General features: G+C 69.7%; 22 protein-coding genes. 14 read left to right on the top strand and 8 right to left on the bottom strand.

Annotated elements, in window-relative coordinates; all coding sequences use genetic code 11:
• Positions 1-68 precede the first annotated feature (68 nt).
• The 4 genes from F1643_RS09670 (at position 69) to F1643_RS09655 (ending at position 4491) form a co-directional block, all read left to right on the top strand.
• The gene (locus F1643_RS09670; RefSeq protein ID WP_194912824.1) at positions 69-1433 is read left to right on the top strand and encodes a formimidoylglutamate deiminase; all 1365 of its coding nucleotides are present in this window, start codon (positions 69-71) and stop codon (positions 1431-1433) included.
• The gene (gene hutH, locus F1643_RS09665) at positions 1430-2968 is read left to right on the top strand and encodes a histidine ammonia-lyase (RefSeq protein WP_194912822.1); all 1539 of its coding nucleotides are present in this window, start codon (positions 1430-1432) and stop codon (positions 2966-2968) included. Before F1643_RS09670 ends, hutH begins: the two co-directional genes overlap by 4 nt.
• The gene (gene hutG, locus F1643_RS09660) at positions 2965-3780 is read left to right on the top strand and encodes an N-formylglutamate deformylase (protein ID WP_194912820.1); all 816 of its coding nucleotides are present in this window, start codon (positions 2965-2967) and stop codon (positions 3778-3780) included. The genes hutH and hutG overlap by 4 nt, the downstream gene beginning before the upstream one ends.
• 87 nt (positions 3781-3867) lie before the next feature.
• Positions 3868-4491, top strand: a complete 624-nt coding sequence (locus F1643_RS09655; RefSeq protein ID WP_255542596.1) for a phosphatase PAP2 family protein — start codon at positions 3868-3870, stop codon at positions 4489-4491.
• Between the two features lie 4 nt (positions 4492-4495).
• Here the strand turns inward: F1643_RS09655 and F1643_RS09650 are convergent, their stop codons facing one another.
• A complete protein-coding gene (locus F1643_RS09650) occupies positions 4496-5728 on the bottom strand; it encodes a plasmid replication protein (RefSeq protein WP_194912818.1) in 1233 nt (410 codons plus the stop codon).
• A gap of 683 nt (positions 5729-6411) precedes the next feature.
• On the opposite strand from F1643_RS09650, the gene F1643_RS09645 reads away from it, so the two are divergent.
• The 6 genes from F1643_RS09645 to F1643_RS09620 all read left to right on the top strand — a co-directional run bounded on the left by F1643_RS09645 (position 6412) and on the right by F1643_RS09620 (position 11137).
• Complete coding sequence (locus F1643_RS09645; RefSeq protein ID WP_194912816.1) at positions 6412-7260, top strand: helix-turn-helix domain-containing protein; 849 nt, start codon at positions 6412-6414, stop codon at positions 7258-7260.
• The gene (locus tag F1643_RS09640; protein ID WP_194912814.1) at positions 7257-7904 is read left to right on the top strand and encodes a hypothetical protein; all 648 of its coding nucleotides are present in this window, start codon (positions 7257-7259) and stop codon (positions 7902-7904) included. The genes F1643_RS09645 and F1643_RS09640 overlap by 4 nt, the downstream gene beginning before the upstream one ends.
• A gap of 148 nt (positions 7905-8052) precedes the next feature.
• Positions 8053-8715, top strand: coding sequence for a ParA family protein (locus F1643_RS09635; RefSeq protein ID WP_194912812.1), 663 nt, complete (start codon positions 8053-8055; stop codon positions 8713-8715).
• Complete coding sequence (locus F1643_RS09630; RefSeq protein ID WP_149225747.1) at positions 8712-9284, top strand: hypothetical protein; 573 nt, start codon at positions 8712-8714, stop codon at positions 9282-9284. The genes F1643_RS09635 and F1643_RS09630 overlap by 4 nt, the downstream gene beginning before the upstream one ends.
• Before the next feature lie 102 nt (positions 9285-9386).
• Positions 9387-10148: a LamB/YcsF family protein gene (locus tag F1643_RS09625; RefSeq protein WP_194912810.1), complete on the top strand. Its 762-nt coding sequence runs from the start codon at positions 9387-9389 to the stop codon at positions 10146-10148.
• Between the two features lie 224 nt (positions 10149-10372).
• Complete coding sequence (locus tag F1643_RS09620; protein ID WP_370540552.1) at positions 10373-11137, top strand: porin; 765 nt, start codon at positions 10373-10375, stop codon at positions 11135-11137.
• Positions 11138-11141: 4 nt separating this feature from the next.
• Here the strand turns inward: F1643_RS09620 and F1643_RS09615 are convergent, their stop codons facing one another.
• The 3 genes from F1643_RS09615 to F1643_RS09605 all read right to left on the bottom strand — a co-directional run bounded on the left by F1643_RS09615 (position 11142) and on the right by F1643_RS09605 (position 15952).
• Positions 11142-12263 carry a cysteine desulfurase family protein gene (locus F1643_RS09615; RefSeq protein ID WP_194912808.1) on the bottom strand — a complete coding sequence of 374 codons (1122 nt, stop codon included), beginning with the start codon at positions 12261-12263 and terminating at the stop codon, positions 11142-11144.
• A gap of 43 nt (positions 12264-12306) precedes the next feature.
• On the bottom strand, positions 12307-13653 hold the full coding sequence (locus tag F1643_RS09610; protein WP_194912807.1) for a sorbosone dehydrogenase family protein: 1347 nt from the start codon (positions 13651-13653) through the stop codon (positions 12307-12309).
• Between the two features lie 109 nt (positions 13654-13762).
• Positions 13763-15952 (bottom strand): tetratricopeptide repeat protein, encoded by a 2190-nt coding sequence (locus F1643_RS09605; protein ID WP_255542594.1) that lies wholly within the window; start codon positions 15950-15952, stop codon positions 13763-13765.
• Between the two features lie 206 nt (positions 15953-16158).
• On the opposite strand from F1643_RS09605, the gene lptF reads away from it, so the two are divergent.
• From lptF to F1643_RS09590, 3 genes are all read left to right on the top strand, one after another.
• Positions 16159-17316: an LPS export ABC transporter permease LptF gene (lptF, locus tag F1643_RS09600; RefSeq protein ID WP_194912805.1), complete on the top strand. Its 1158-nt coding sequence runs from the start codon at positions 16159-16161 to the stop codon at positions 17314-17316.
• Positions 17313-18335 (top strand): glycosyltransferase family 9 protein, encoded by a 1023-nt coding sequence (locus tag F1643_RS09595; RefSeq protein WP_194912803.1) that lies wholly within the window; start codon positions 17313-17315, stop codon positions 18333-18335. Before lptF ends, F1643_RS09595 begins: the two co-directional genes overlap by 4 nt.
• 87 nt (positions 18336-18422) lie before the next feature.
• The gene (locus tag F1643_RS09590) at positions 18423-18959 is read left to right on the top strand and encodes a flagellar biosynthesis regulator FlaF (RefSeq protein WP_194912801.1); all 537 of its coding nucleotides are present in this window, start codon (positions 18423-18425) and stop codon (positions 18957-18959) included.
• A gap of 231 nt (positions 18960-19190) precedes the next feature.
• Here the strand turns inward: F1643_RS09590 and F1643_RS09585 are convergent, their stop codons facing one another.
• The 4 genes from F1643_RS09585 to F1643_RS09570 all read right to left on the bottom strand — a co-directional run bounded on the left by F1643_RS09585 (position 19191) and on the right by F1643_RS09570 (position 23427).
• The gene (locus F1643_RS09585; protein WP_194912799.1) at positions 19191-21236 is read right to left on the bottom strand and encodes an NAD(+) synthase; all 2046 of its coding nucleotides are present in this window, start codon (positions 21234-21236) and stop codon (positions 19191-19193) included.
• Positions 21237-21332: 96 nt separating this feature from the next.
• Positions 21333-22028 (bottom strand): nitroreductase, encoded by a 696-nt coding sequence (locus tag F1643_RS09580; RefSeq protein ID WP_194912797.1) that lies wholly within the window; start codon positions 22026-22028, stop codon positions 21333-21335.
• Positions 22025-22513 carry an OsmC family protein gene (locus F1643_RS09575; protein ID WP_194912795.1) on the bottom strand — a complete coding sequence of 163 codons (489 nt, stop codon included), beginning with the start codon at positions 22511-22513 and terminating at the stop codon, positions 22025-22027. Before F1643_RS09575 ends, F1643_RS09580 begins: the two co-directional genes overlap by 4 nt.
• A 20-nt stretch (positions 22514-22533) precedes the next feature.
• Complete coding sequence (locus tag F1643_RS09570; protein ID WP_194912794.1) at positions 22534-23427, bottom strand: AEC family transporter; 894 nt, start codon at positions 23425-23427, stop codon at positions 22534-22536.
• A 357-nt stretch (positions 23428-23784) separates the two neighbouring features.
• On the opposite strand from F1643_RS09570, the gene bcsA reads away from it, so the two are divergent.
• Positions 23785-26070 (top strand): UDP-forming cellulose synthase catalytic subunit, encoded by a 2286-nt coding sequence (gene bcsA / locus F1643_RS09565; protein ID WP_194912792.1) that lies wholly within the window; start codon positions 23785-23787, stop codon positions 26068-26070.

The raw sequence follows: 26070 nt of genomic DNA, 5'->3' as shown, positions 1-26070 counted from the left end.
CAGCAACCCTCTTGGCAGCAGGTTGCCTATACTTGTATAGTGTTGTCTATAATAGCGAGGGCGCCCTCATGAGCAACCTGTTTTTTGCCTCGGCGCTGCTGCCGGACGGCTGGGCGGAGAATGTGCTGGTCACGACGGACGAGCGCGGCCGGATCGTCTCGGCCACGCCCAATGCCGCCTGCCCGGCCGATGCGGAGCGCTTCGCCGGGGCGGCGGTCGCCGGCATCGCCAACCTGCATTCCCACGCCCACCAGCGCGCCATCGCCGGCATGGGCGAGTCCTCCGGCGAGGGCTCCGACAGTTTCTGGAGCTGGCGCGAGGTGATGTACCGCGCGCTCGACCGCATGGGGCCGGAGGATTTCGAGGCGGTCGCCGCCCAGCTTTATGTGGAGACGCTGAAGGCCGGCTTCACCGCCGTCGCCGAATTCCATTACCTGCACCATGACCGCGACGGGCGCGCCTACGCCGACCCGGCGGAGATGAGCCACCGCGCCGTCGCCGCCGCGCGGACCGCCGGGCTGCCGATCACGCTGCTGCCGGTGCTCTACAACGCTTCGGGCTTCGGCGGCACGCCGCCGACCGCCGGACAGCGCCGCTTCATCCATGACGGGGCAGGGTTCGCCCGGCTGACCGCGGCCCTGCGCGATGCCTATGGCAAGGTCGACGACGTGCGCCTCGGCATCGCCCCGCATTCGCTGCGCGCAGTGCCGGACGGGTTGCTGACGGAGACCGTCGCCGCCCACCCGCAAGGCCCGATCCACATCCACATCGCCGAGCAGCGCCGGGAAGTCGAGGACTGCCTCGCCCATCATGGCCGCCGCCCGGTCGAGCATCTGCTGGAAACCCAGCCGGTCGACGCCCGATGGTGCCTGATCCACGCCACCCACATGACGGACGCGGAGGTGACGGGCGTCGCCGCCAGCGCTGCCGTCGCCGGCCTCTGCCCGACAACCGAGGCCAATCTCGGCGACGGCTTCTTCGCCACCGACTCCTACATGAGCCAGGGCGGGCGCTGGGGCATCGGCTCCGACAGCCACATCTCCGTCAGCCCGGTGGAGGAGCTGCGCTGGCTGGAATACGGCGCGCGGCTGACCAGCGGCCGGCGCACCGTGCTGGCCGGCGGCCCCCGCCGCTCCACCGCGCGCCGGCTGGTGGAGGACGCCCAGGCCGGCGGCGCGCAGGCGACAGGCTTCCAGGCCGGGCGCATCGCCGCCGGTCTCCGCGCCGATCTCGTCGTGCTCGACACCGACCACCCGCTGCTGGCGGCACGCACCGGCGACGCGCTGCTGGATGGCTGGATCTTCGCCGGCAACGCCCCCCTCGTGCGCGACGTGGTGATCGCCGGACGCGCAATCGTCCGCGACCGCCGCCACCCGCAGGAGGAGGAGATCGCCGACCGCTTCAAAAAGACACTTGGGAGACTTCTGGGATGAGCGAGACCATCACCCTGGTTCCGGGCGCGCTGTCGCTCGACACGCTGCGCAGCGTCTACCGCGGCCGTCCGGCCCTGACGCTCGACCCGGCGGCCTATCCGCGGATGGAGCGCTCCCGCGCCCTGATCGACAAGATCGCCGGCGGCGACGAGGCGGTCTATGGCGTCAACACCGGCTTCGGCAAGCTGGCCCACACCCACATCGCCGCCTCGGATCTGGAAACGCTCCAGCGCAACCTGATCCTGTCGCACGCCACCGGCGTCGGCGCCCCGCTGGCCGATGGTGTCGTGCGGCTGATCCTGGTCATCAAGGCGGTCAGCCTCGCGGTCGGCGCCTCGGGCGTCCGTCCGGCGCTGGTCGATGCGCTGCTGAAGCTCTACGAGGCCGACGTGCTGCCGGTGGTGCCGGGCAAGGGCTCCGTCGGCGCTTCGGGCGATCTGGCGCCGCTGGCCCATCTGTGCGGCGTGCTGCTCGGCATCGGCCATGTCCGGGTGAAGGGCGAGACGCTGCCGGCGGAAGAGGGGCTGCGCATCGCCGGTCTGCCGGTCTTCGACCTGAAGGCCAAGGAAGGGCTGGCGCTGATCAACGGCACACAGGTGTCGACCGGCCTCGCGCTCGCCGGGCTGTTCGAGATCGAACGCACCTTCAAGGCGGCGCTGGTCGCCGGCTCCCTGTCGGTCGAGGCCGTCATGGGCAGCCACCGTCCCTTCGACGCCCGCATCAGCGCGCTGCGCGGCCAGCCCGGCCAGATCGCCGTCGCCGCCGCCTTCCGCGAGGTGCTGGCCGGCAGCGAGTTGAACGCCAGCCACCAGGGCCCCGATTGCCACCGGGTGCAGGATCCCTACAGCCTGCGCTGCCAGCCGCAGGTGATGGGCGCGGTGCTGGACCAGATGCGGCAGGCGGCGCGCACGCTGGTGATCGAGGCGAACGGCGTCACCGACAACCCGCTGGTTCTGGTCGACACCGACGAGGTGCTGTCCGGCGGCAACTTCCATGCGGAGCCGGTGGCGATGGCCGCCGACCAGCTCGCCATCGCCGCGTCGGAGATCGGCGCGCTGGCCGAGCGCCGCATCGCCATGCTGATCGACACCACCATCAGCGGCCTGCCGCCCTTCCTGGTCGCCGAGCCCGGCCTGAATTCCGGCTTCATGATCGCCCATGTCACCGCCGCGGCCCTGGCGTCGGAGAACAAGTCCCTCGCCCACCCCGCCAGCGTCGACAGCCTGCCGACCTCCGCCAACCAGGAGGACCATGTCAGCATGGCGACCTTCGCGGCGCGGCGGCTGGGCGACATATCCTGCAATGTCGCCGACATCGTCGGCATAGAGCTTTTGGCCGCGATTCAGGGCCTGGAGTTCCATCGCCCGCTGAAGACCACCGACCGGCTGGAGCAGGCCATCGCCGCCATCCGCGCCGAGGTGCCGCGTTACGAGGTCGACCGCTATTTCGCCCCGGATCTGGCGGCCATCGGCACCCTGGTGCGCAACGGCGCGCTCGACCATCTGATGCCGGTATCCCTGGAGACCGCACAATGACCGACACCATCTTCGATCTGGTTCAAGGCGACGGCCCGCTGGTCGTCAGCATGCCCCATTGCGGCACCGCCCTCTCCCCCGGTCTGGCCGACCGCCTGACGGACGAGGCGCTGACCCTGCGCGACACCGACTGGCACATCCCGCGCCTGTACGGATTCGCGACCGGCCTGGGCGCAACGATGCTAAGCGCCCGCTATTCCCGTTACGTGGTCGATCTCAACCGCTCCTCCACTGGGGAGAGCCTCTATCCCGGACAGGCGACCACCGGCCTGTGCCCGGAGGTGATGTTCGACGGCACGCCGCTCTACCGCGACGGACAGGCACCCGACGCGGCGGAGGTGGCGCAGCGGGTGGAGACCCACTGGCGCCCCTACCACGATGCGCTGGCGGCGGAGCTGGCGCGGGTGAAGGCGCGCCACGGCTTCGCCCTGCTGTACGACGCCCATTCGATCCGCAGCCATGTGCCGCGCCTGTTCGACGGACGGCTGCCCGACCTGAACCTCGGCACCGCCCGCGGCGCCAGCATCGACCCGCAGTTGGCCGCCCGCGTCGTCGCGGCGATGGAGAGTGCCGCAGCGGCGGAAGGGATGACCTGCGTCACCAACGGCCGCTTCGTCGGAGGCCATATCACCCGCGCCTACGGTCAGCCGGCGAACGGCGTCCACGCCATCCAGATGGAACTGGCGCAGGACCGCTACATGGACGAGGAGGCGCCGCCCTTCGCCTACCGTCCCGACCGGGCGGAGCGGCTGCAGCGGGTGCTGACGGCGCTGCTCGACGCCTTCAACAGCTGGCGGCCGGTGCAAGGCTGATAGGAAGCGGGGGCACGGAACCGCCCCCGCACGCCCCGCGTTCTCCTGCGGCACCAATATTGCGGCGCGGAATGCAGGGGACCGGTGTTGAGCGACATCATCGAACAGAGCGGCATCGAGAATCCGGGTGGCGGCATCGGCTATGGCGGGCGCGCCGCCCCCACTATCCTTCAGCCCGCCTTGACCGCGGTCGATACTCTGGATGCGCAGGTCCACGACATCGTCACCTGCGATCCCGGCCCGGTCAGTCAGGCCCTGGCAACCGCGGGCCATTACGCCATAAAACGCCATGTGCTGATCCCCGGCTTCGCCATCGCCGGCATCGTCGGGCTGCTGACCGGACAGGCCGACCTGCGCCGCGTCGGCAGCGTCGGTGTTGCCGGGCTTGTGGCGACCGCCACTGCCAGCCGCTCGATCAAGCGTTACGTCAAGCGCCGCCGTCCCGACGAATGCGCTCCGCGGCGTAAGCCCGGCTGGCGGATCAGCGCGCGCTCGCTGCCGTCGGGCCATGCCGCGAGCGCCTTCGCCGCGGCGACCGCCCTGGCCGCGGTCAGCCGGTCGCCGGCACAAAGCCTGGTGATCTACGGAACCGCGGCGGCCCTCGCCGGTGGACGGGTGGTCCGGCACCGCCATTGGGTGTCGGACGTAATGGCCGGCGCTCTGCTGGGCACCGCCATCACGCTGCTGGCGCGGCGGCTCCTGCCGCGCTGACCCGCTATTTCTTCGGCAGCGGCAGGGACGGCTGTTCGGACTTGGAAGGGTCGGACAGGCGCTTGGCGCGCTTGTTGCGCACCTCCGCCGCCTCGCCGGCCTTCAGCGGCACGAAGCCGTCCGGACGCATGGCGTTGCCGACGATCTGCTTCAGCAGGTCGATGTTGGTGATCTGCACCCGGCGGCCGCGGCGGACCTGATCCAGGAACTTCTGCGACGGCGTCAGCACATAGTCGATGGCGTCGATGCGCTTGCCGACCTTGGTGTATTCCTTGTCGGCGACGTCGAGGATCCCCTCGTCCACCAGCGCGTCGACGGCCGACGTCACCACGCGCAGCGTGTCGCGGCGGCGCGACCACTCGTTCATGCCGCTGTTCTTGATGATCTCGTCGGCGCTGATCGACACCGGTTTCGCATCGTCGTCGGCGGTGTCGTACTCGATGGACAGGCGATTGTAGAGCCAGCGCGACACCGGCGACTTCAGCTTCATCAGCCAGGCGTAGGAGACCGGCTTGAACTCCAGGTCGCGGATGGCGGCGGAGACCAGCGGGTTGAATTCCAGATAGGTCTCCTCGACCCCGCCATCCTCATCGACCAGATCGGGACGGGAGCGGATGGCCAGCACCGGGAATGCGGTGGATTCCAGCAAATTCTGCCCGCGGCTCTTCTTCCCCGGCTCCGCACTGCCGCCGGTGGAGATGATGATGCGCGACCGCGCCAGGATGGTCAGGGATTCGCGGATGTCCTGGATCGACAGGGTATGGTTGACCGCCCGCAGTTCCCGCTGGATCTCGTACAGGCTGAAACGCATCTGCACCTTGTCGCGGTTCTCGCCGGTCAACGACAGGCGCGAGCGGTCCATGGCGAGGCGGCGCACCACCTGCTCCACCACCTGCTCGCGCTCCGAGGGGAAGATCTCGACTTCCACCAGATCCGGGCCGCTGCCGGGGGCGCGGTCTTCCTTCTTCGCGGTGCTCAGACGGTCGATACGGGCGGGTTGGACGGTCAGGCGATAGTTGCGGCCGCGGAACGCGAACTCGCGCCGTACCGACTTGATGAAACTGTCCTTGGTGACCAGCTCGCCCTTGTCCTTCGCCACCTTTTCCTTGTCGTTGTCGCGGGAGACGAACACGAACCGGGGCGCCAGATCGTAGAGCGCGATCAGATGCGATTGCGAACGGTCTTCCAGCTCGAACAGGATGAGCTGCGCGGCGCTGGTCGGGGCCATCTTGGTCATGAAAGTCTCCGAAGGTCGGGAGTAACCATGGCGCGCGGAGCCCCCCGGCGCAACAGAACCGAAGGAAATTACCGCCTCCGGGATGGAGCAACAGCCCGCACACATGGCGCGACAGCCCGCGGTGCTGGAGCAACGGCCCGCGACCATGGAGCCATAGCCCGCGATTGCCGCCTTTGTCCCGGCTTCCCTGGGCGCAGAACCGCGACTCCCTGAAGAATCGGAGAGAATCGGCCGCGGCACGGCAGGGGAGAACCGCGGGCTACCGCTCCATGACCGGCGAACACACCCTCGGCGCGGCCTCCGAACCACCCCAATCGCTGCCGAACATCCGGGCGGGCGGGGAAACGCGGGCTATGGCTCCAGGCACAGCCGGGAAGAAGCCGGAAATCGCCCCGAAGACAGACGGGATCCGGCCCGGCAATCGCGGGCAAGGGCTCCATATCCGCGGCCTGAAGCGCCAGGATTCCGATTCGGCGGGACATCGCGGGCTATGGCTTCATGGTCGCGGGCAGGGGCTTCAAGGTCGCGGGCAATCGCTGACCATCCGCGGGCTGCTGCTCTATGGAGTGCGAGCCCGCGATTCGACTCTGCCGCGGACCGCTTCGAATCCTCCCTGCCAAATCACGACATCCACCCGCCACCGCAGCCTGTCCGGCCGCCGGCACGGAGGAGTATCGCCACAGATGACCGACCATAGCGCAAACCCCAACCGCTGGGGCCGGATTCCGGCCTGGTGGCTGGATCACCCCGATCTCGATGCCGATGGCCTCGCCGTGCTGGCAGCCCTCAGCACCTATGCCGACGACATGGGCGTCTGCTGGCCCTCGCAAGCGACGCTGGCGGGAAAGCTGAAACGCAGCCGGCCGACCGTCAACCGCATCCTGGGTCGCCTGGAGGCGCTCGGGCTTGTGGCCATCGAACACCGCCGGTCGGCCAGCGGCGGCCGTCTCAGCTGCCGCTACTGGCTGGCGCTCACCGTCACGGGCGGCGCCGGGGAGGGTGCAGGGGTGGACAGCCCCGCTGACTCGCCAACGGACTCCCCCTGTCCAGCAGCGAGTCACGAACAGCCTGAACCTGAACAGATTCCGGACACGCTCCACCGGCGGGCGGGCGAACGGCAGGCAATCGGTGGGGAGCCGGCCGCTGCGCAACCTGCTGCCGGACAGGTTGGCGAAGACTGGACTCCATCCGCGGCCGATCGCCAATGGGCAGCGACGCGCTTTCCCGCCGTCGATCTCGACCGCCATGCCGAACGCTTCGTCCAGCAGTGCCGTGCCCATGGCTACCGCTACCGCGACGTGGCCGCCGCGTGGCGTTCCTGGTTGCTGCAGGACATGGCGCGTATGGCGCAACAGCCCGCGGAACCCTCCCGCACTCCGACCGGCCAATCCAAAGCCAACCGTCCTGCCACACGTCCGGCCGCGGACGCCGAACAGCGCCTGTCGGCCTGGGCCAGCGTCGCCGCCCGGCTGAACGGCCAGCCCGGAGCCACCACCACCACCGCCGCCAACCCCTGGGGAGTGGGCGCATGAGCAACCTTCACCCGTTCCCGGCCTCGCCGGCACCGTCACCCGGCCTGCCGCTTCCCTTCGACCCGGCCATGGCGCCGGCCCTGCGCAGCCGGATGCTGCGCGAGGCTCTGCCCGACCCCTTGCGGCAACTGCTCGACCGCGGGCAGATCGGCCGCCACAGCCGTTTCACCGAAGACGGCTTCGCCGACGTGGTGGAGGATTGGACGCCACCGGCCGGAGTGACGCCACGTCACGCCGCTCTTGCCCGGCGAGCCCTTGGGGAGATCGACGACGGCATCCTCGCGCCTGCGTCGGCCAACCATCTGCTGGGCAGGGTGCTGGCACTGCTGAGCCATTTCCCGGCGAAGGCGACGACGCCGGAGGTGGAGCAATTGCTCGCGATGGACTGGGCGGACGATTTGGGAGAGTTCCCGGCCTGGGCGATCGATCAGGCGGCCAAGGTCTGGCGCCGCACCCGCAAATGGCGGCCCAGCATCGCCGAAATCCGCGCCCTGTGCGAGGAGGCCTGTGCCGCCGAACGCGCCTTGGCCGAGCGTCTGCGGGCCATCGCCATCGCCGGTGAGCGAAGCGCCGAAGCCGGCGGCGATGCGAAAAATGCGGCAATGCGTCCCGTGCTGGCCTCGGCCATCCGCCGCCTGCGATGACAATCGGAGTTCAGTCTTATCTGATGCCCGTCTGTGGCAGTTGTGACACCCTGCACCGGCGGTGCGGACCTAAGACATGTCTTAGATTTGCGTCACGTCCGCGCTTTGCTAAAAGGGGTCCACAGCCGATGGCGAAAAGGGACATGAGATGACCAACGACACGGGGCACGGACCGGTGAAGCGCTTGCTGGTCAATGGCCCGAAGGGCGGGATCGGCAAGACGACGCTCAGCCGCAACATCGCGGTGGCGGCGGCGCTCGACGGCTGCACGGTCGCGACGCTCGATCTCGACCCCCAGCGCAGCCTGACCAAATGGTTCGCCAAGCGTCCGGACGGCATGGCGTCCATCACCCATTTCGAAGCGGGCATGACGCCGGGCGACATCCGCGCCGCCCTGGACGGTATCGGCGGCTACGACCTGCTGGTGATCGACACCCCGCCGTCGATCGAGGACCATCCGGAAGAGTTCAAGCTGCTGGCCCTGTCCTCCGACCTGATCGTGGTGCCGACCGGGCAGAGCGACGACGACCTGGACTCCGTCCGGCCCTGGATGCGCTTCGTCCGCCGATACGGCAAGAACGCGGCCTTCGTGATGAACCGCGTCAAGCCGCGCACCCGCGGCTTCACCGAGGCTCAGCGCAAGCTGCTGGGCGACGGCCGGATCTGTCCGGTCGAGGTGCCGGATTACGAGGACATCCAGTTCACCGCCAGCCGCGGGATCGGACTTTTGGAGCTGAAGGGCGGCAAGGGGGCCGAGCATGTGGCCGGCGTCTGGGCCTTCGTCCGTCATGAACTGGAGCTGGCGCAATGAGCGGGTTCAAGCAGGTTTCCAAGGCCCAGGCCCGGCGCCACATCGCGGTGGACGAGCGGATCGAGCGCATGGCGGAGGCGACCGTCGACCTCGTCCGTCGCGAGGAGTTCGTGCAGGAGATCTCGACCCTGTGGCGCAGCGCCCAGGAGAAGTTCCTGCTGATCGGCCGCTATCTGGTCCAGGCCCGCATGCGCCTGCCCCATGGCGAGTTCCAGGCGATGGTCGAGAACGAGTTGCCCTTCGGCTATCAGGTTGCCTACCAGCTGCGCATGGTGGCGGAGGCGGTGGACAGTGGACGCCTTCCCGGCTCCAAGCTGCCGCCCAGCTACGCCACGGTCTACCAGCTCGCCACCCTGACCAGCGAGCAGCTCCAGTTGGCGGACCAGCGCAACCTGATCCGTCCCGACGTCACCCGGCCGGAGATCGTCCGCTTCAAGCGCGACCTGCGGAGCAAAACCATCGATCACGTCAGCCGGCGCGAAGCGCTGGAGGCCGAACGCCAGCGGCTGCGCGAACGGCTGATCGCGGTGGAGGCCGAACTGGCGTCGCTGGACGACCAGGAGGACTGACGCAACGTCGTTCCGGCCGGCTGCTTCCTCTGCCCCGCCAGGCCGGAACGCTGTATTCTCCCCGCATCTTGAGTCCTGGACGACCGACTTGCGGGAGACGGCATGCCGAGCATCGATCTGAACTGCGACATGGGCGAGGGCTATGGCGCCTGGTCCATGGGTGACGACCGCGCGATGCTCGACATCGTGACATCGGCCAACATCGCCTGCGGCTTCCATGCCGGCGACCCCTCCATCATGGCCGACACCGCCCGGCTGGCCGGTGAGAAGGGCGTGCGCATCGGCGCCCATCCCGGCTTCGAGGACCGCTCCGGCTTCGGCCGCCGCGTCATTCGCGGCATCACCGCCACCGAGGTGGAGCGTTTGGTCGCGTATCAGGTCGGTGCGCTCCGGGCCTGCGCCGCCCTGTCGGGCCAGCGTGTGACCCATGTGAAGCCACACGGCGCCCTTTACAACATGGCGGCGGTGGAACCGGATCTGGCCGGCGCCATCGCCCGTGCCGTCAAGGCGGTGGACCCCACCCTGCTGTTCGTCGTTCCGCCATTGAGCGCCATGGATCGCGCCGGTCAGGACATGGGCCTGCGTATCGCCCGCGAGGCTTTTGCCGACCGCACCTATGAGGATGACGGCACGTTGACGCCGCGGACAGTTCCGGGATCGGTGATCCACGACCCGGATCTGGCCGCAGCGCGTGTGGTTCGGATGGTGCTGGATGGCGCCGTGGAAAGCCGCCACGGCACGCGCCTGCCGATCGTCGCCGATACCATCTGCGTCCACGGCGACACCCCCACCGCCGTCGCCATGGCCGCCGCAGTCCGCCGTGCCTTGGAAGATGCCGGCGTTGTGGTGAAGGCTGTAGTTTGAAGCTGGGGCTTGGCTGATCCCCGGGCCTCTCTCCCCATCCTGACTATCCCTCGGACCTCGCGCATTCCGCGAACCCCCGTATATTTCTGCGCCGCAGCAAACGAAGTCCCGGTCACAGTTTTGTCAGAATTTTAGACGAACATCTCTCAAACTGGAAAGGATACACAGGGCCGCATCGACGAAATGGACAGTCGACCCCCGGCCAACCAGCACAGGTCTTGCCCATGCAACGACGAATTTCCATGCCAATTCTGGCGGCAGTGGCGATTTTTTCGGCCGGCGAGGCCTCTGCTGAGATTCTCTATCAAAAGGGTAGTGTTGCAGATCGGCGTCATTTCTTGCAGGTCGATGTCTCCTGGGGCGAGCTGGAGATCGGACAGGCCGATGGCGCCCGCAACCGCCTGGTGGGGACCGCGGCGATGCCGGCCACCGCGGGTGCCGGAAGCCGCACGGCCAAGCTGACCTACTACACCCCGCCGCTGCGCGGGTTCGAGCTTGGCGCCAGCTACACCCCGCTGCCGCGCGGCAACGCCGACATGCCCGACCCGCGCGAGGCGCTGCATCTGGTGGAGGCGGCGGTGCGCAAGACCCTGCAACTCGGTGGGATCAACGCCCGGCTGACCGCCGGCACCAGCCGGGCGCGGGTGCGCAGAGACAGCCGCCGCCTGCCGCGCCAGTCCTGGATCGTCGGGAGCCAGTTCACCTGGCAGAGCGTCACCCTGGACGGCGACCTGCGCCGGCAGGAGGAGGCGGACGGCGCGTCCTTCCGCAGCCTGAATGCCGGGTTGGCCTATGGCCGGGGCGACATGACGCTGTCCTTCCGGGTGCGCCGGTCGGCACCTGACGGCGCGGCAGCCAACGAGCAGTATCTGGCCGACTTGACCTATCGCATCACGCCGCGCTGGCAGGTGATCGCCGACACCAACTTCGATACCGGTCCGGAAACGATGGGCGCGGTGGTCAGGCTGGGCGCCCGGCTGCAGTTCTGATCGCTCAGGGTGCCAGCAGGCCCGCCAGCCGCTCGGCCGCCGCGTCCACCTCCACCGCCTTCGTTCCGCGGCCCAGTCCGAAGCGCAGGCTGGCATGGGCATCGGCGGGGGACAGGCCCAGCGCCAGCAGGACATGCGACGGCTCCCCCGCTCCGCTGTGGCAGGCGGAGCCGGTGGCGACCGCCAGATCCGGCAGATCCAGCAACCGGTCGGCGGCATCGATGCCGGGAACGGTCACGTTCAGGCAGCCGGCCAGCCCCTCTCCGCCCTCTGCGGCCCCGTTCCGGCGGATGTCCGGCAAGCGTTCGCGCAGCTGCCGCCACAGCCGGTCGCGCAACTCCGCGATCCGGCGGGCGTCCTCTTCCCGCCGTTCCCGCGCCAGCCGGCAGGCGACACCCAGCCCGACGCAGAGCGGCGTCGGCAGGGTTCCGGCTCGCCTGCCGCGCTGTTGCCCGCCGCCGGGGGACGGAGGTGCCGGCCGGAAAGTCTGGCGGACGACCAGCGCCCCGATCCCCATCGGACCATACAGCTTGTGTCCCGACAGGCTCAGCCCGTGCAGTCCCAGCGCCGCCATGTCGAACATGCGCGTGCTCAGCGCCTGCACCGCATCGCTGTGCATCAGCGCGCCATGGCGGGCGGCGACCGCCGACAGCTCCGCCAGCGGCTGGACCGTCCCCACCTCGTTGTTCGCGGCCATCACCGACACCAGCGCCGCTCCGGGCAGATCCGCCAATGCATGGTCCAGCCCGGCGGGATCGACCCGCCCGGTCCCGTCCACCGGCAGCACGACGACCGGATGGCCGCGCCGCCGCAGCTCTGGCAGGCAGCCGAGCACGCTGGCATGTTCCACCGCCGAGACGACGCAGCCGCCTCCCGGCGGCACTCCGCCCAGCAGGGCCAGCGCATTCGCCTCGGTGGCGCCGGAGGTGAAGACCACCTCGCCCGGCTGCGCGCCGACCAGGGCGGCGACCTCTGCCCGCGCCTGCTCGATGGCGTCGGCGGCCCGCCAGCCGGCGGCATGGGCGGCGTGCGGGTTGCCGGCGGCCTCCGGCTTCATCCAGGGCAGCATCGCCTCCAGCACCAGCGGGTCGAGCGGCGTCGAGGCCAGATGGTCGAGATAGATCATGGCGCAGTATCGCGCCATCCGCCGCGGAAGGGGAGGGCTCCCGTTACCGTGCCGGCTGCTCCGGCTGCTCCGGCCGCTCCGCCGACTGGGCCGTTCCGCTGCCGCTGACGCGCCAGATGGCGTTGCCGACATCGTCTGCGACCAGCAGCGCGCCCTTGCCGTCCAGAATGACGCCGACGGGACGGCCCTGGGCCTTGCCGTCCTTGTCGAGGAAGCCGGTCAGCACGTCCACCGGCTCGCCCGCCGGCTTGCCGTCGCGGAAGGGCACGAAGATCACCTTGTAGCCGCTGGGCGGCTCGCGGTTCCACGAGCCGTGCTGGCCGATGAACACGCCCTGCTGCAGCGATTGCGGCAGTTCGCCCTCCCGCGAGAAGGCAAGCCCCAGCGACGCGGTGTGCGGACCCAGCGCATAGTCGGGCGGGATCGCCTTGGCGACCAGATCGGGACGCTGCGGCTCCACCCGCCGATCGACATGCTGGCCGTAATAGCTGTAGGGCCAGCCGTAGAAGCCGCCGTCCTTCACCGAGGCCATGTAATCGGGGACAAGGTCGCTGCCGATCTCGTCGCGCTCGTTGACGGCGGTCCACAGGGCGCCGCCGGTCGGCTCCCAATCCAACCCGTTGGGGTTGCGCAGGCCGGAGGCGAAGATGCGGTGCGACCGCGTCTTCAGGTCGATTTCCCAGATGGCGGCGCGGCCTTCCTCCGCCTCCATCCCATTCTCGGCCACGTTGCTGTTTGAACCTGTGGTTGCATACAGCTTGGTGCCGTCGCGGCTGGCGATGATGTTCTTGGTCCAGTGATGGTTCAGCGGCCCGCCCGGCAGATCGACGATCTTCTCCGGCTGGGCCGTAATCCGGGTGTCGCCCTCCTTGTAGGGCACCTTCACCACCGCGTCGGTGTTGGCGATGTAGAGGTCGCTCCCGACCAAGGCCATGCCGAAGGGGGAGTTCAGCCCCTCCAGGAAAGGTTCGCGGACATCGGCCTTGCCGTCGCCGTCGCTGTCGCGCAGCAGGGTGATGCGGTTGGCGCTGGGCGTCTTGGCGCCTGCCTTGTCCATCACCAGCCCCATGACCCATCCCTTGATGCCCTTGCCGTCCTCCGGCTTGGGCGGGGCGTTGGTCTCCGCCACCAGCACGTCGCCGTTGGGCAGCGCCAGCATCCAGCGCGGATGGTCCAGCCCGGTGGCGAAGGCGGTGAGGCTCAACCCCTGCGCCGGCGTCGGCTGCGCCCCCTGCGGCCAGCCTATGGCGTCGGCGATGTTCACTGTCGGGATCAGCGTGGATTTCGGTTCCGGCAGGGTCGGGTTGGGGCCGGTGCCGGCCGACACCGGCAAGGTCGCATGTTCGCCGCAGCCGGCAAGCGACAGGACCGCGACCGTCGCGGAAAGCATGAGGGCAAGCCGAGAGGAGCTGTGCATGCGCCGGATTCCCGCACTTATGGGCATGGAGGGGGTACCCACGCTCAACGTCCGGGCGGGCGGGATGGTTCCGGCTTGGCTGTCAGCCCCGGTTCGCCAGACCTCGCAATTCCGTGGCCAGGGCGGCGGCCAGTTTTCCGCCGTCGCACAGCGGCCCGCCGGCCATGCGGGGGCGCAGGCTGCGGCGCAGCTCCGCCAGCCGCTGCGGGTCGGCGGCCAGGGCGACGGCGCGCTCCACGTAATCGGCCGGGTCGGCGGCGATGCAGCCCTCCACCCCCGCCACGGTCAGGAAGGCCAGAGAATGGCGGCTGGAAAAGGTCTCCCCCGGCAGGGTGACGACCGGCACGCCCATCCACAGCGTCTCCAGCGTCGTGGTGCTGCCGGAAAAGGGGAAGGGGTCGAGCGCCACGTCCACCGAGGCGCACCAGCGCATGTGGTCCAGGCTGCTGCTGGCGCCGACCATCGTCACCCGGTCGGGCTCGATGCCGGCGGCGGCCAGCCGGTCGCGCCACAGCGCCGCGGTGGCGGGGCAGGACAGCGCCTTGGTCTTCATCAGCAGGCGGGCGTCCGGCATCCGCTCCAGGATCGCCGCCCAGGCCGCCAGCACCCCGTCGTTCAGCTTGGTCAGGATGTTGAAGCTGCCGAAGGTGACCGGCCCGCCCGACAGGCTGGGCGGCGGCGTCAGCGGCAGAACATCCTCACCCCCCGGCGGGTCGTAGGCGATGAAGGCATCGGGCATGCGCAGCACCCGCTCCGCATAGAAGCTCTCCATGCCATCGGGCACATGGTGGCGGTCGGCGACCAGCGCATCCATCGCCGCCAGCCCGGTCGTCGCCATGTAACCGGACCATGCCACCTGCAGCGGCGCCGGCTTGCGCGCGAAGACGCCCGGCCGGCCGCGGGCATTGTGTCCGGCAAGGTCGATCAGCACGTCGGGCCGGTCGTGGCGGATCCGGGACGCCACCTCGGCGTCGGTCAGGCCGGCCACCGGGGTCCAGCGCGCCGCCGCCTTGCGGAAGCGCTCCGTCACGTCGTCCGCTTCCGTCTGGTTGGCATAGAGCAGCAGGCGGACGTCATGCTCCGGCAGCGCCTCCACCGTGCGGACGGCGAACAGGCCGGCGGGGTGGCGGCGGAAGTCGCCGGACAGGATGGCGACGGTCAGCGGTCCCTTTCCCGCAGCAGCCCCCGCCACAGCCCCTGAGGCCCCGCGGCCGGGCTTGACCCAGCGTCCCCGGTGTGGCGTACCGTGGACCGCATCCCAGGCCCGGTGCGCCTCCAGCACCGCCGCCGCCGTCACGCCCGGCCGGAACAGCCGGAGATAGGCGAGGTTGGAGCGCACGTCGGCCAGACCGGGATCGAGCGCCAGCGCCCGCCGGTTCCCGGCCTCCGCCGCGTCGAGCAGCCCCTGGCCCTGCCGCACCAGCGCCAGATTGGCATGCGCCTCCGCCAGCGCCGGGTCCCAGGCCAGCGCTGCGGCATAGGCGTCCGCCGCCGCGCCCAGCCGGTCGGCATGCTGGCGCACCTCCCCCAGCCGCAGCAGGGCAGCGGGCAAATCCGGCCGGGCGGCCACGGCATGGCGGGCCGCCCGGTCCGCCCCTTCGCGGTCGCCCAGCGCCAGCCGTGCCGCCGCGAGGTTGGCGAGCGCCGCCGCGTGATCGGGGCGCAGCGCCAGCGCGCGGGCCAGCGCCGCCGCGGCCTCCTGCGGTTGGCCCAGCGACAGCAGCAGCCCGCCGCGGTTGGCATGCGCCTCGACGAAGCCGGACTCGTCGGCGATCGCGGCGCGGTAGGCGGCGTCGGCATCCGCCCGGCGGCCCAGCGCCGCCAGCACGTTGCCCAGGTTGAAACGGGCGCGGGCATAACCGGGACGCCGCACCGCCGCCTGCCGGAAGGCGGTCGCCGCCTCCTCCAGCCGTCCCAGAGCCTCCAGCGCGTTGCCCAGGTTGTAGAGCGCCTGGGCGAAGTCCGGGCGCAGGCGGATCGCCTGCCGGTGGGCGGCCACCGCCTCGTCCAGCCGGCCGAGCGCCTTCAGCGCGCTGCCGAGATTGTCGTGATAATCGGCGACCCGGTGGTTGTGCTGGATGGCGCTGCGGATCAGCGGGACCGCCCGGTCCGGCTGGCCCGACTGCAGATGGACCACGCCCAGCAGATGGGAGGCGTCGGCATGGCCGGGCATGGCGTCCAGCACGGCATGGTACATCGCCGCCGCCTCTGCCAGCCGGCCGGCCTGATGATGCGCCACCGCGGCAGCCATCGCTTCCTGGATCGTCGCCATGCCGACCGTCATACCGGTTGCCGGTAACCCGCGCCAGCGGTTTCCATCCTATGCATCCTGGCGACCAATGCCCTCTCCCGCCCCGGGAGAGGGAGTGAAACGGAGTTGCTCCGGTACGCGCGGCTTTCAACACTTGACCCGGCGGGCTGGGGCGGTCAGCTTGCCGGCCGTATACAGCCCCGGCCGCTGCCCGTGAATCGACGCCCATGAACCGACTGCAACGGTACCTGTTCCGCAACCTGCTGATCGCCACCCTCTATTCGACGGCGGGCCTGACGCTGACCATCTGGCTCAGCCAGTCGCTGCGCCTGATCGAGATCGTGGTCAGCGCCGGCGCGCCGATGGGCATGTTCCTGTGGCTGCTGCTGCTGACGGTGCCGACCTTCCTCGGCATCGTCCTGCCGCTGGCGCTGGTCGGCGCCATCCTGTTCACCTACAACAAGATGGCGACCGACAGCGAGCTGGTGGTGATGCGCGCGGCCGGCGTCGGCCCGCTGTCGCTGTCGCAGCCGGCGCTCGTGCTGGCGGTCGGAGTGACGGCCGTCGTCCTCACCCTGAACGTCTGGATCACCCCCGCCGCCCACCGCGAGCTGGTGCGGATGGAATACACCGTGCGTAGCGACTATTCGCAGCTGTTCCTGCGCGAAGGCGTGTTCAACGAGGTCGGCGACCATTTCAGCGTCTTCCTGCGCGACCGCGACGCCGACGGCAACCTGCACAAGGTGCTGATCCACGACGGGCGCCAGCCGGACAAGCCGGTCACGATCATGGGCGACCGCGCGGTGATGCAGACCGGGCCGGAGGGCACGCGCTTCGTCGTCTATGACGGCAACCGGCAGGAGCTGGACCGCAAGACCAGCCGGCTGTCGCAGCTGTTCTTCGACCGCTACGCCGTGGACCTGAAGGCGGTGGCGCCGCAGGCGGCGGAACGCTGGCCCGACGCCCGCGAACGCAGCACGGCGGAACTGATGGCGGGCGACGTGCCGGCGCAGGACGACCGCATGCGCCGCGGCCTGATCGCGGAGCTGCACCACCGCTTCTCCTCGCCGCTGCTGGCCCTGACCTATGCCCTGGTGGCGCTGTCGGCACTGCTGTCGGGCGAGTTCAACCGGCGCGGCCAGTCCTCCCGCGTGACCATCGCCGTGCTGCTGGTGATGGGATTGCAGGCGGGGGCGCTGGGCCTGACCAGCCTCGCCGGCAAGGCGACCGTCTTCGTGCCGCTGATGTACGCCATGCCGCTGGTCATGCTGCTGCCGGCGCTGTGGGTGATGTCGCGCGGGCTGATGCTGCGGCCGGGGCGCCGGCATTCCGCCGGGGACGCCCCCCGGGATGCTGGCGGGGATGCTGCCGGCCGCGCATCATGAGCCGCATCCTCTTCATCACCTCCAACCGACTGGGCGACGCCGTGCTGTCCACCGGGTTGCTCGACCACTTGACGCACGCCTATCCGGACGCGCGGCTGACCATTGCCTGCGGGCCGCTGCCGGCGCCGCTGTTCCGCTCCGTGCCGGGGCTGGAGCGGCTGATTCCGCTGGCGAAACGCTCCTACGCCCGGCATTGGCTGCGGCTGTGGCTGGACTGCGTCGGCACCCGTTGGGACCTCGTCGTCGATCTGCGCAACTCGGCGGTCGGGCGGCTGGTGCCGGCCCGCCGTCGGGTCTTCCACGCCAAGCCGCCCCGCCCGATGCACAAGGTGGAGGAGAACGCAGCCCTGCTCGGCCTGTCGCCGCCGCCGGCCCCGCGCCTGTGGATCGACGATGCTGCGCGGCGGCAGGCCGATGCCCTGATCCCCGCCGGGACCGGGCCGTTCCTGGCGATCGGGCCGACCGCCAATTGGCTGGGCAAGGAATGGCCGGCCGACCGCTTCGCCCGGCTGGCCCTGCGGCTGACGGGCCAGGGGATGGGGCAGGGGGGCGTGCTGCAGGGCGCGCGGGTGGCCGTGCTCGCCGCCGGGCCGGAGCGCGAGCGGGCGCGGCCCGTGCTCGACGCGCTGGGCGACCGCGCCATCGACCTGACCGGCCGCACCGACCCGATGGCGGCGGCGGCCTGCCTGGAGCGGGCGGCGCTCTATGTCGGCAACGACAGCGGGCTGATGCACATCGCGGCGGCGGCCGGCGTGCCGACGGTGGGACTCTTCGGTCCCGGTTATCCCGCCATCTACGGCCCGTGGGGGCCGCGCGGGCGGGTGGTGGTCAGCGAGGTTCCCCAGGCCGATCTGCTGGCCCGCGTCGCCGCCGATCCCAATGCCCGCGGCCTGATGGACGGCATCGCCGAGGACCGGGTGGCGGAGGTTGCCGCCACGCTCCTGGCGGAAACGCATAGGACTTGTGACCAGTTTGCGGCAACGCCCGCCGGAGCGGCCGAAGTACCCCCGTTGCGTTGACAAAGCCGGCCGGATAACCGACACTTCGACGACTATGCAAAGGGGCAGCTGCGCCCCACCGGATGGGTTTTCCCCCGAGGGTTTGGAATGAAGCCGACTCCCACCTACGCCAACAAGCCGACCTCGGACAATCCGCGCGACGTCGAGGCTTGGGCCCTGGCGGAAGCGGCGCGCCGCATCATCGCCGCGAGCCATGCCAAGGACGAAAAGGCCTACCGCGAGGCTCTTCAACTGAATCAGCGCCTGTGGACCATCTTCCAGGCGGCGATCACCGAAGAGGATTGCGGCCATCCGCCGGAGGTCCGGACGAACATCGCGGCCTTGTCGCTGCTGGTCGACCGCGAAACCACCAACCGCCTGATCGACCTGGACTTCGGCAAGATCGACACGCTGGTCAACATCAACCGCAACGTCGCCAGCGGCCTGACCGCCCAGGGCCAGTTCATCGCCGCCCAGCAGGCGACCCAGCCGCATCCGGGCACGCCTCAGGCCGCCGCTCCGCAGGCTCCGGCTCCGGCTCCGGGCCCGCCGCCCGCCGGCATGCGTCCCGCCGTGCCGCCGCGCCCGGTGGCCACGCCCGACGCCGCCCCGGTCAACCGCGAGTCCCTGCGCATCTCGATCTGATCGGCATCCGATCGACTAGGAAAAGGCCGGCGCTCCGATGGGGCGCCGGCCTTTTTGTTGTCGTTCTGTCCGCGTTCATGAAAGTTCAGAACTCTCCTCGGCCGTCATCCCCGCGGAGGCGGGGATCCAGGCTTTTCCTTAGTAACCGCAATGGGTTAGCTGGATTCCCGCCTTCGCGGGAATGACGGCCAAAAAACTGGAGGCCGGGGAAATCGTCGCCAGATGCTGGCCTCACTCCGCCGGAACCTCGCGTTCCAGCTCTTCCAGCCAGATGCGGGCGTTGCCATCGGACGGCGCGCGCCAGTCGCCCCGGGGGGAGAGGGAGCCGCCGGCCGTCACCTTCGGCCCGTTCGGCATGGCCGAGCGCTTGAACTGGCTGAAGCCGAAGAAGCGGCGCAGGAACACGCGCAGCCAGTCGCGGATCTCGGCCGGGCTGTAGGCGCGGCGCTTCTCCAGCGGATAGCCTTCCGGCCAGTCGCCCTTTTCGACCTCGGCCCAGGCGTGGCGGGCCAGGAAGGCGATCTTCGACGGGCGGAAGCCGTAGCGCAGCACGTAGAACAGGTTGAAGTCCTGCAGGTCGTACGGCCCGACCACGGATTCGGAGCTCTGCAGCGCCTTGTCCGACCCGGCCGGCACCAACTCCGGCGAGATTTCCGTCTTCAGGATGGCGTCGAGCGTCTCCGACACCTCCTGCTGGAACTGGCCGGTGCGGCCGACCCAGCGGATCAGGTGCTGGATCAGCGTCTTCGGCACGCCGGCATTGACGTTGTAGTGGGACATCTGGTCGCCGACGCCGTAGGTGCACCAGCCCAGCGCCAGCTCCGACAGGTCGCCGGTGCCCAGCACGATGCCGTTGTGGTGGTTGGCGAGCCGGAACAGGTAATCGGTGCGCAGGCCGGCCTGCACATTCTCGAAGGTCACGTCATACACCGCCTCGCCGCGGGCGAAGGGGTGGTCCATGTCCTTGAGCATCTGGTTGGCGGCCGGCCGGATGTCCAGCTCCTGCGCCGTCACCCCCAGGGCCGTCATCAGCCGCCAGGCGTTGGACTTGGTGCCCTCGCTGGTGCCGAAGCCGGGCATGGTGTAGGCGAGGATGCCGCTGCGGGGCAGCTCCAGCCGGTCCATGGCGCGGGCGGCGACGATCAGGGCGTGGGTGCTGTCCAGCCCGCCCGACACGCCGATCACCAGCTTGCCGATGCCCGTGGCGCGCAGCCGCTGCACCAGCCCGGCGACCTGGATGTTGTAGGCCTCGTAGCAGTCCTGCTCCAGCCGTTCGGTGCTGGCCGGGACGAAGGGCAGGCGCGGCACCACGCGCAGCAGCCCGACATCCTCCTCCGGCGCGTCCAGCCGGAAGGCGACGGTGCGGAATCCGCCGCTGGCAGCCCCGTGCAGGCGCCGGTTGTCGTCGAAGGTGCCCTGGCGCAGCCGTTCCTGCCGCAGCAGGTCGAGATCGACGTCGGCCACCGCCATCTGGGCGCCGTCGGGGAAGCGGTCGGTCTCCGCCAGCTTCTCGCCGTTCTCGAAGATCGAGGTCTGGCCGTCCCAGGCGAGGTCGGTGGTCGATTCCCCCGTCCCGGCCGACGAATAGAGATAGGCGGCCAAACAGCGCGCCGACTGCGATTTCGCCAGAAGCCGCCGGGTGTCGGACTTTCCGATGGTGATGTTGCTGGCCGACAGGTTGGCCAGCACGGTGGCGCCGGCAAGCGAGGCCATGGTGCTGGGCGGTGCCGGAACCCACAGGTCCTCGCAGATCTCGGCATGCACGACCAGCCCCGGCTGATCCTCCGCCGAGAACAGCAGGTCGGGGCCGAAAGGGGCGGTCAGGTCGCCGATGCGGATCGTCCCGCCATCGGTGCCGGTGCCCGAGGCGAACTGCCGCCGTTCGTAGAATTCCCGGTAGTTCGGCAGATGCTGCTTCGGCACGACGCCCAGCAGCTCGCCGCGGTGGATCGCCACCGCCGTGTTGTAGAGCCGCCCGTCATACAGCAGCGGCGCGCCGACCAGCAGCAGCGGCATCAGCCCGGCCGAGGCCTGCACCAGATCCAGGATCGCCTGTTCCACCGCGTCGATCAGCGGGTCCTGCATCAGCAGATCGTCGATGGCGTAGCCGGACAGCGCCAGTTCCGGGAACAGCGCCACCGCCACCGACTTGTCGTGGCAGGCGCGCGCCGCCTCCAGGACCGCTGCGGCGTTGGCCGCCGGGTCCGCCGGGGTGCAGCGTGTCGTGCAGGCGGCCACCCGCGCGAAGCCGTGCCGATAGATCGAGGTGAAGCTCATGACCCGTCCCTGCTGCCATGCCTGTCCCTGACGCACCACGATACGGCGCCGGGCCATGAAACATAGCAGGAATTTCCCCCGCGTCAGGTCCCCGAGTCAGTCCTGACGGAACCCGGTGAAGCGCGTGAAGGCTTCCGCCGGCTCGCGTTCCGTCGGGAAATTGTTTTCCGGTGCCGACCAGTCGGCGTGGCCAAGCGCCATGCCGCTGGCGATGATCTCGGTGTCGGGCAGGCCGAGATGGCGGGCGGTGATGGCGTGGCGGTAGCAGAAGGCCGCCTGCGGGCAGGTCTCCAGCCCGAAACCGCGGGCGACGATCATCACGTTCTGCATGAACATGCCGAGGTCGAGCCAGGCGCCCTTGCCCATGTCGCGGTCGATGGCGAAGAACAGCCCGACCGGCGCCCCGAAGAACAGCCAGTTGCGGCCATGCTGCCGCGCCATCCGCTCGCGGTCGCCCTTGCCGATGCCGATCGAGCCGTAGAGCGCCCAGCCCACCGCCCGCCGCCGGCCCAGATAGGGCTCCCGCCAGTTTTCCGGGTAATAGGGATATTCCGGCACCTCCGGCTCGCCCGCCTCATGGGCGGCCAGCAGCTCGGCCGACAGGGCGGCACGCGCCTCCCCGGCGATGGCATGGACCTTCCAGGGCTGGATGTTGGAGCCGCTCGGCGCCCGCGCGGCAAGGTCGAGGATGCGCAGCACCGTCTCCTGCTCCACCGGCTTGGCCAAGAAGGCGCGGACGCTGCGCCGGCCGGCGACGGCGTCCAGTACGGAGAGGGCAGGGGCGTCGCTCATCCCGCCACCTCCACCGCGATCTCCACTGCCGGCTCGTGCCGGACCGGGAAGTTGACCGAGCGGGCGATGAAGCATTTCTCCGCCGCCTCGTGATGCAGGGCCAGAGCCTTCGCGGCATCCGAACCCGGCGCCAGCGTCACCCTTGGCCGCAGCACGACGCTGCCGAACTGCCCGCCGCCGTCCGGCCCCTCCTCCATCACCCCTTCGGCCTCGTCGGCATAGGCGGTGACGACGACCCCGGCGCTGGCGCAGAGATGCAGGTACCAGAGCTGGTGGCAGGCCGACAGCGAGGCGACCAGCAGGTCCTCCGGGTTCCAGCGCGCCGGGTCGCCGCGGAAGGCCGGGTCGGAAGAGCCGGGGATCGCCGGCTTGGTCCCGGCGTCGATCCTGTGGTCGCGGCTGTAGGCCTTGTAGCCCGAGGTGCCGGTGCCGAGATTGCCGGTCCACTCCACCCGCACGGCATAGCGGTGTTCCCTGTGCGCCATCCTTCCCTCTCCTTCGCGATTTACCGCATCACCACCATCAGAAGCGCCGGCAGCGCCACGAAGGCCATGGCGGTGGAGCCCAGCACCATGCCCGCCACATCCTCCGGCGAATTGCCGTAGCGCAGAGCCCACAGATAGTTGAAGACCGCGACGGGCATGGAGCTTTGCACCAGCACCACGCCGCGCGCCGCCCCGGTCAGCCCCATCGCCCACACCACCAGCAGCCCCATGGCGAAACCGGCGGCCAGCCGGAAGGCCGACATCGACAGCGCCCGCATCGCTCCCGACAGCCGCAGCTTCGACAGCGCCACCCCCAGCGAGAACAGCATCAGCGGCACCGCGCAATTGCCCAGCAGGGTCGTCGTGTTGCCGATCCAGGCGGGCAGGGGCAGCCCGGTCAACTGGATCGCCACGGCGAGCGCCACCGCGTAGATCGTCGGCGTGCGCGCCATCTGCCACAGGTCGAAGCGTCCCGCCGCCAGCGCCGGCCCCAGCGTGAACTGCCCCACCGACATCACCGCGTAGAACAGCACGGCAAGGCTGAGCCCGGCCTCGCCGAAGGCGAAGAGGCAGAGCGGCAGCCCGAGATTTCCCGCATTGGGAAAGGCCATCGCCGGCACATAGACCCGCAGCGGCAGACGCGCCGCCAGCAGCACCGGCACCGCCGCCAGCGCGGTCAGCACCATGCAGGCGGTTGCCGCCGCCGCCATCTCCGCCATCACGTCGGCCGACAGGTGCAGCCGGGTCAGCGCCGAGAACACCAGGCAGGGCGACGACACGTTGATCGCGAAGGTGGTGATGAAGGCGCTGTCATAGGGAAGCTGCGCGCGCGTCCAGCCGTAACCCAGCGCCGCCACCACGAACACGGGGGCCAGCACGGCGAAGGCATCGGACAGAAGGGCGAGGGTGGGCATGCAACCGCTGGCTACGTGAATGGTCCGCCACGATGACGGCATTCCCCTTCCGCGTCATCCCCCCAGGCCCGAGCTTCGGCGCAAAGCTGCCGCGCGCCGGGGGCAATCGCCCAGGACTCGCCCAGGACTCCCTCTCCCACCCCTGGAGAGGGAGTCTGCCGCCACCCACCCGATTCGCTTCCCCGCCCGACGCAACGATGCGTGTCCACGGCGCCATACGCCTGTAGCCCGAATGCAACGCCATGGAATCGATCGCATTTTCGCAATGTTTATCACGAGACAGTAACGATTTGTAACGAAGCTTGAGGCATAAGGGGGCACCCACTATGGTGGGGTGGCCTCATTCCGCGGATCTGCATGACACCTTCCCCGGGCGCCAAGACCGTTGTTCGACCCCTGAACAATAAGGCGCAGCAAACCAAAAGACAGCCGAACCAGAACAGCCGCCGGTTTTCGCTGCGTTCCGTTCTGCTTTGGATTCTTTTGTTGCTGTCGGCGGGTTTGTTTCTTGCGCTCGCGGCGCTGCCCGTCGGAAGATTTGCCAGCGCCGCGATTTCGGTCGGCGTCGTGGCGGCGGCCTTCGTGCTGGGGCGCTTCGCCCGGCGCTTCTGGCATGCCCGCACGCTGACCGTGCTGCTGCTGGCCTTCGTCACCTTCCGCTATTTCTTCTGGCGGCTGACCGGCACGCTGCCGCCGGTTGACGATCTGGTGAACTTCGTTCCCGGCGTCACCCTGTTCGCGGCCGAAGCGCTGTCCTTCGTGCTGTTCCTGACCTCGCTGTTCGTCATCATCGATCCCATCGCCCGCGAACCGTCGGAGCCGACGGGCGATCCCGCCTTCTGGCCCAGCGTCGACGTCTACATCCCCTCCTACAACGAGGAGCCGGAACTGCTGGAGACGACGCTGGCCGCCGCGGTCTGCATCGACTACCCGCGCGACAAGCTGCACGTCTATCTGCTGGACGACGGCGGCACCGACCAGAAGCTGGCCCACAGCAACCCGGAGCAGGCCGCCGCCGCTTCGGCCCGGCGCGAGACGCTGACGGCGCTGTGCGAACGGCTGCAGGTCACCTACATGACCCGGCCGCGCAACGAGCATGCCAAGGCCGGCAACATCAACCACGCCTTCCAGAGGACGTCGGGCGACCTCGTGCTGATCCTGGATGCCGACCATGTGCCGACGGTGGGCATCCTCAGGGCGACGGTGGGGTTCTTCCAGCAGGACGCCGGCCTGTTCCTGGTCCAGACGCCGCATTTCTTCGTCAATCCCGACCCGGTCGAATACAACCTCGGCACCTTCGAACGGATGCCGAGCGAGAACGAGATGTTCTACTACTCGATCCAGCCGGGGCTGGACCGCTGGAACGGCTCCTTCTTCTGCGGATCCGCCGCCATCCTGCGCCGCGCGGCGCTGGAGGAGGTCGGCGGCTTCAGCGGCGACACGGTGACGGAGGATTGCGAGACCGCGCTGGAGCTGCACTCGCGCGGCTGGCGCAGCGTCTACCTGCCGCGTCCGCTGATCGCCGGGCTGCAGCCGGAAACCTTCGACAGCTTCATCGCCCAGCGCTCGCGCTGGACCCAGGGCATGATCCAGCTGTTCCTGCTGAAGAACCCGCTGTTCAAGCGCGGCCTGACCGTCGCGCAGCGGCTCTGCTACACCAGCACCATGCTGTATTGGTTCTTCTGGTTCTGGCGGCCGATCTTCCTGCTGTCGCCGCTGTGCTACGCCCTGTTCGGGCTGGAGATCTACCGCATCAACCTGCCGGACTTCGCCTGCTTCGTCATTCCGCACGTCTTCGCCGCCGCCTTCCTGTCGCAGTTCCTGCATGGGCGGATGCGCTGGCCGCTGTTCTCGGAGCTCTACGAGTATCTGCAGTCCTTCCACGTCTCCCGCGCGGCGCTGGCGACGATGATCCGGCCGCGCGACCCGGTGTTCAAGGTCACCGCCAAGGGCCAGTCGGTGGACGAGGACGGCTTCTCCCCGCTGGCCACGCCCTTCATCGTCACCACCCTGCTGCTGGCCGCCGGGCTGGCCGCCTGCGCATGGCGCTATTCCATCTTCCCGGAACACCGGGCCGCCATCGTCCCGGTGGCGGTGTGGTGCTCCCTGAGCCTGCTGCTGGCGCTGGGCGGCCTCGCCGTCGTCTACGAGCGCAAGCGGGTCCGCCGCCAGGAACGCTTCACCGTCGACCGTCCGGCCGTGCTGACTCTCGCGGATGGGACCGGCATCGACCTGACCGTCGCCGACGTGTCGGCGGGCGGCGTCGGCCTGCTGGTCGATCCGAAATGGCGGGAGGAGATTTCCCGGCCCGACCAGACTCCGGTCCTCGCCATCACCGCGACGGAGACGGAGGCGGCGACCACCACCGGCGTGCGCATCTTCCGCATCGAGATGCGCAACGGCGAACTGGCGGTCGGCGCCGGTTTCGCCCCGCGCGACCGCCAGGACATCGTGGAGATGGCCCGTTTCGTCTTCGGCAACAGCGTCGGCTGGGACGTCTTCCTCGACCGCAAGCGCGTGGCCGCCCCGACCTTCTTCGGCGGGCTTCTGTTCTTCGCCACGCGGGTGGTGCCGCGGCTGGGCCATGTCCTGCTGGCATTGCCGCGCGCCTTGCGGCGCATCCTGAGCTTCCAGGCTCCGTAA

Origin of the sequence: Azospirillum sp. INR13 (genome assembly GCF_015390205.1) — a bacterium.
GTDB lineage: Bacteria > Pseudomonadota > Alphaproteobacteria > Azospirillales > Azospirillaceae > Azospirillum.
Note: the sequence above shows the minus strand (reverse complement) of the source record. Positions and strands in the feature narration are given on the sequence as shown.

Coding starts and splice junctions, on each gene's coding strand:
- F1643_RS09585 (WP_194912799.1), bottom strand. CDS start 21,236: ATGAGCTTCACCTCGATCTATCGGCACGGCTTCGCGCGGGTGGCCGCC.
- F1643_RS09570 (WP_194912794.1), bottom strand. CDS start 23,427: ATGCCCACCCTCGCCCTTCTGTCCGATGCCTTCGCCGTGCTGGCCCCC.
- lptF (WP_194912805.1), top strand. CDS start 16,159: ATGAACCGACTGCAACGGTACCTGTTCCGCAACCTGCTGATCGCCACC.
- F1643_RS09625 (WP_194912810.1), top strand. CDS start 9,387: ATGCCGAGCATCGATCTGAACTGCGACATGGGCGAGGGCTATGGCGCC.
- hutG (WP_194912820.1), top strand. CDS start 2,965: ATGACCGACACCATCTTCGATCTGGTTCAAGGCGACGGCCCGCTGGTC.
- F1643_RS09595 (WP_194912803.1), top strand. CDS start 17,313: ATGAGCCGCATCCTCTTCATCACCTCCAACCGACTGGGCGACGCCGTG.
- hutH (WP_194912822.1), top strand. CDS start 1,430: ATGAGCGAGACCATCACCCTGGTTCCGGGCGCGCTGTCGCTCGACACG.
- F1643_RS09645 (WP_194912816.1), top strand. CDS start 6,412: ATGACCGACCATAGCGCAAACCCCAACCGCTGGGGCCGGATTCCGGCC.
- F1643_RS09580 (WP_194912797.1), bottom strand. CDS start 22,028: ATGAGCGACGCCCCTGCCCTCTCCGTACTGGACGCCGTCGCCGGCCGG.
- F1643_RS09615 (WP_194912808.1), bottom strand. CDS start 12,263: ATGATCTATCTCGACCATCTGGCCTCGACGCCGCTCGACCCGCTGGTG.
- F1643_RS09670 (WP_194912824.1), top strand. CDS start 69: ATGAGCAACCTGTTTTTTGCCTCGGCGCTGCTGCCGGACGGCTGGGCG.
- F1643_RS09590 (WP_194912801.1), top strand. CDS start 18,423: ATGAAGCCGACTCCCACCTACGCCAACAAGCCGACCTCGGACAATCCG.
- F1643_RS09610 (WP_194912807.1), bottom strand. CDS start 13,653: ATGCTTTCCGCGACGGTCGCGGTCCTGTCGCTTGCCGGCTGCGGCGAA.
- F1643_RS09605 (WP_255542594.1), bottom strand. CDS start 15,952: ATGGCGACGATCCAGGAAGCGATGGCTGCCGCGGTGGCGCATCATCAG.
- F1643_RS09635 (WP_194912812.1), top strand. CDS start 8,053: ATGACCAACGACACGGGGCACGGACCGGTGAAGCGCTTGCTGGTCAAT.
- F1643_RS09640 (WP_194912814.1), top strand. CDS start 7,257: ATGAGCAACCTTCACCCGTTCCCGGCCTCGCCGGCACCGTCACCCGGC.
- F1643_RS09650 (WP_194912818.1), bottom strand. CDS start 5,728: ATGACCAAGATGGCCCCGACCAGCGCCGCGCAGCTCATCCTGTTCGAG.
- F1643_RS09620 (WP_370540552.1), top strand. CDS start 10,373: ATGCAACGACGAATTTCCATGCCAATTCTGGCGGCAGTGGCGATTTTT.
- bcsA (WP_194912792.1), top strand. CDS start 23,785: ATGACACCTTCCCCGGGCGCCAAGACCGTTGTTCGACCCCTGAACAAT.
- F1643_RS09575 (WP_194912795.1), bottom strand. CDS start 22,513: ATGGCGCACAGGGAACACCGCTATGCCGTGCGGGTGGAGTGGACCGGC.
- F1643_RS09630 (WP_149225747.1), top strand. CDS start 8,712: ATGAGCGGGTTCAAGCAGGTTTCCAAGGCCCAGGCCCGGCGCCACATC.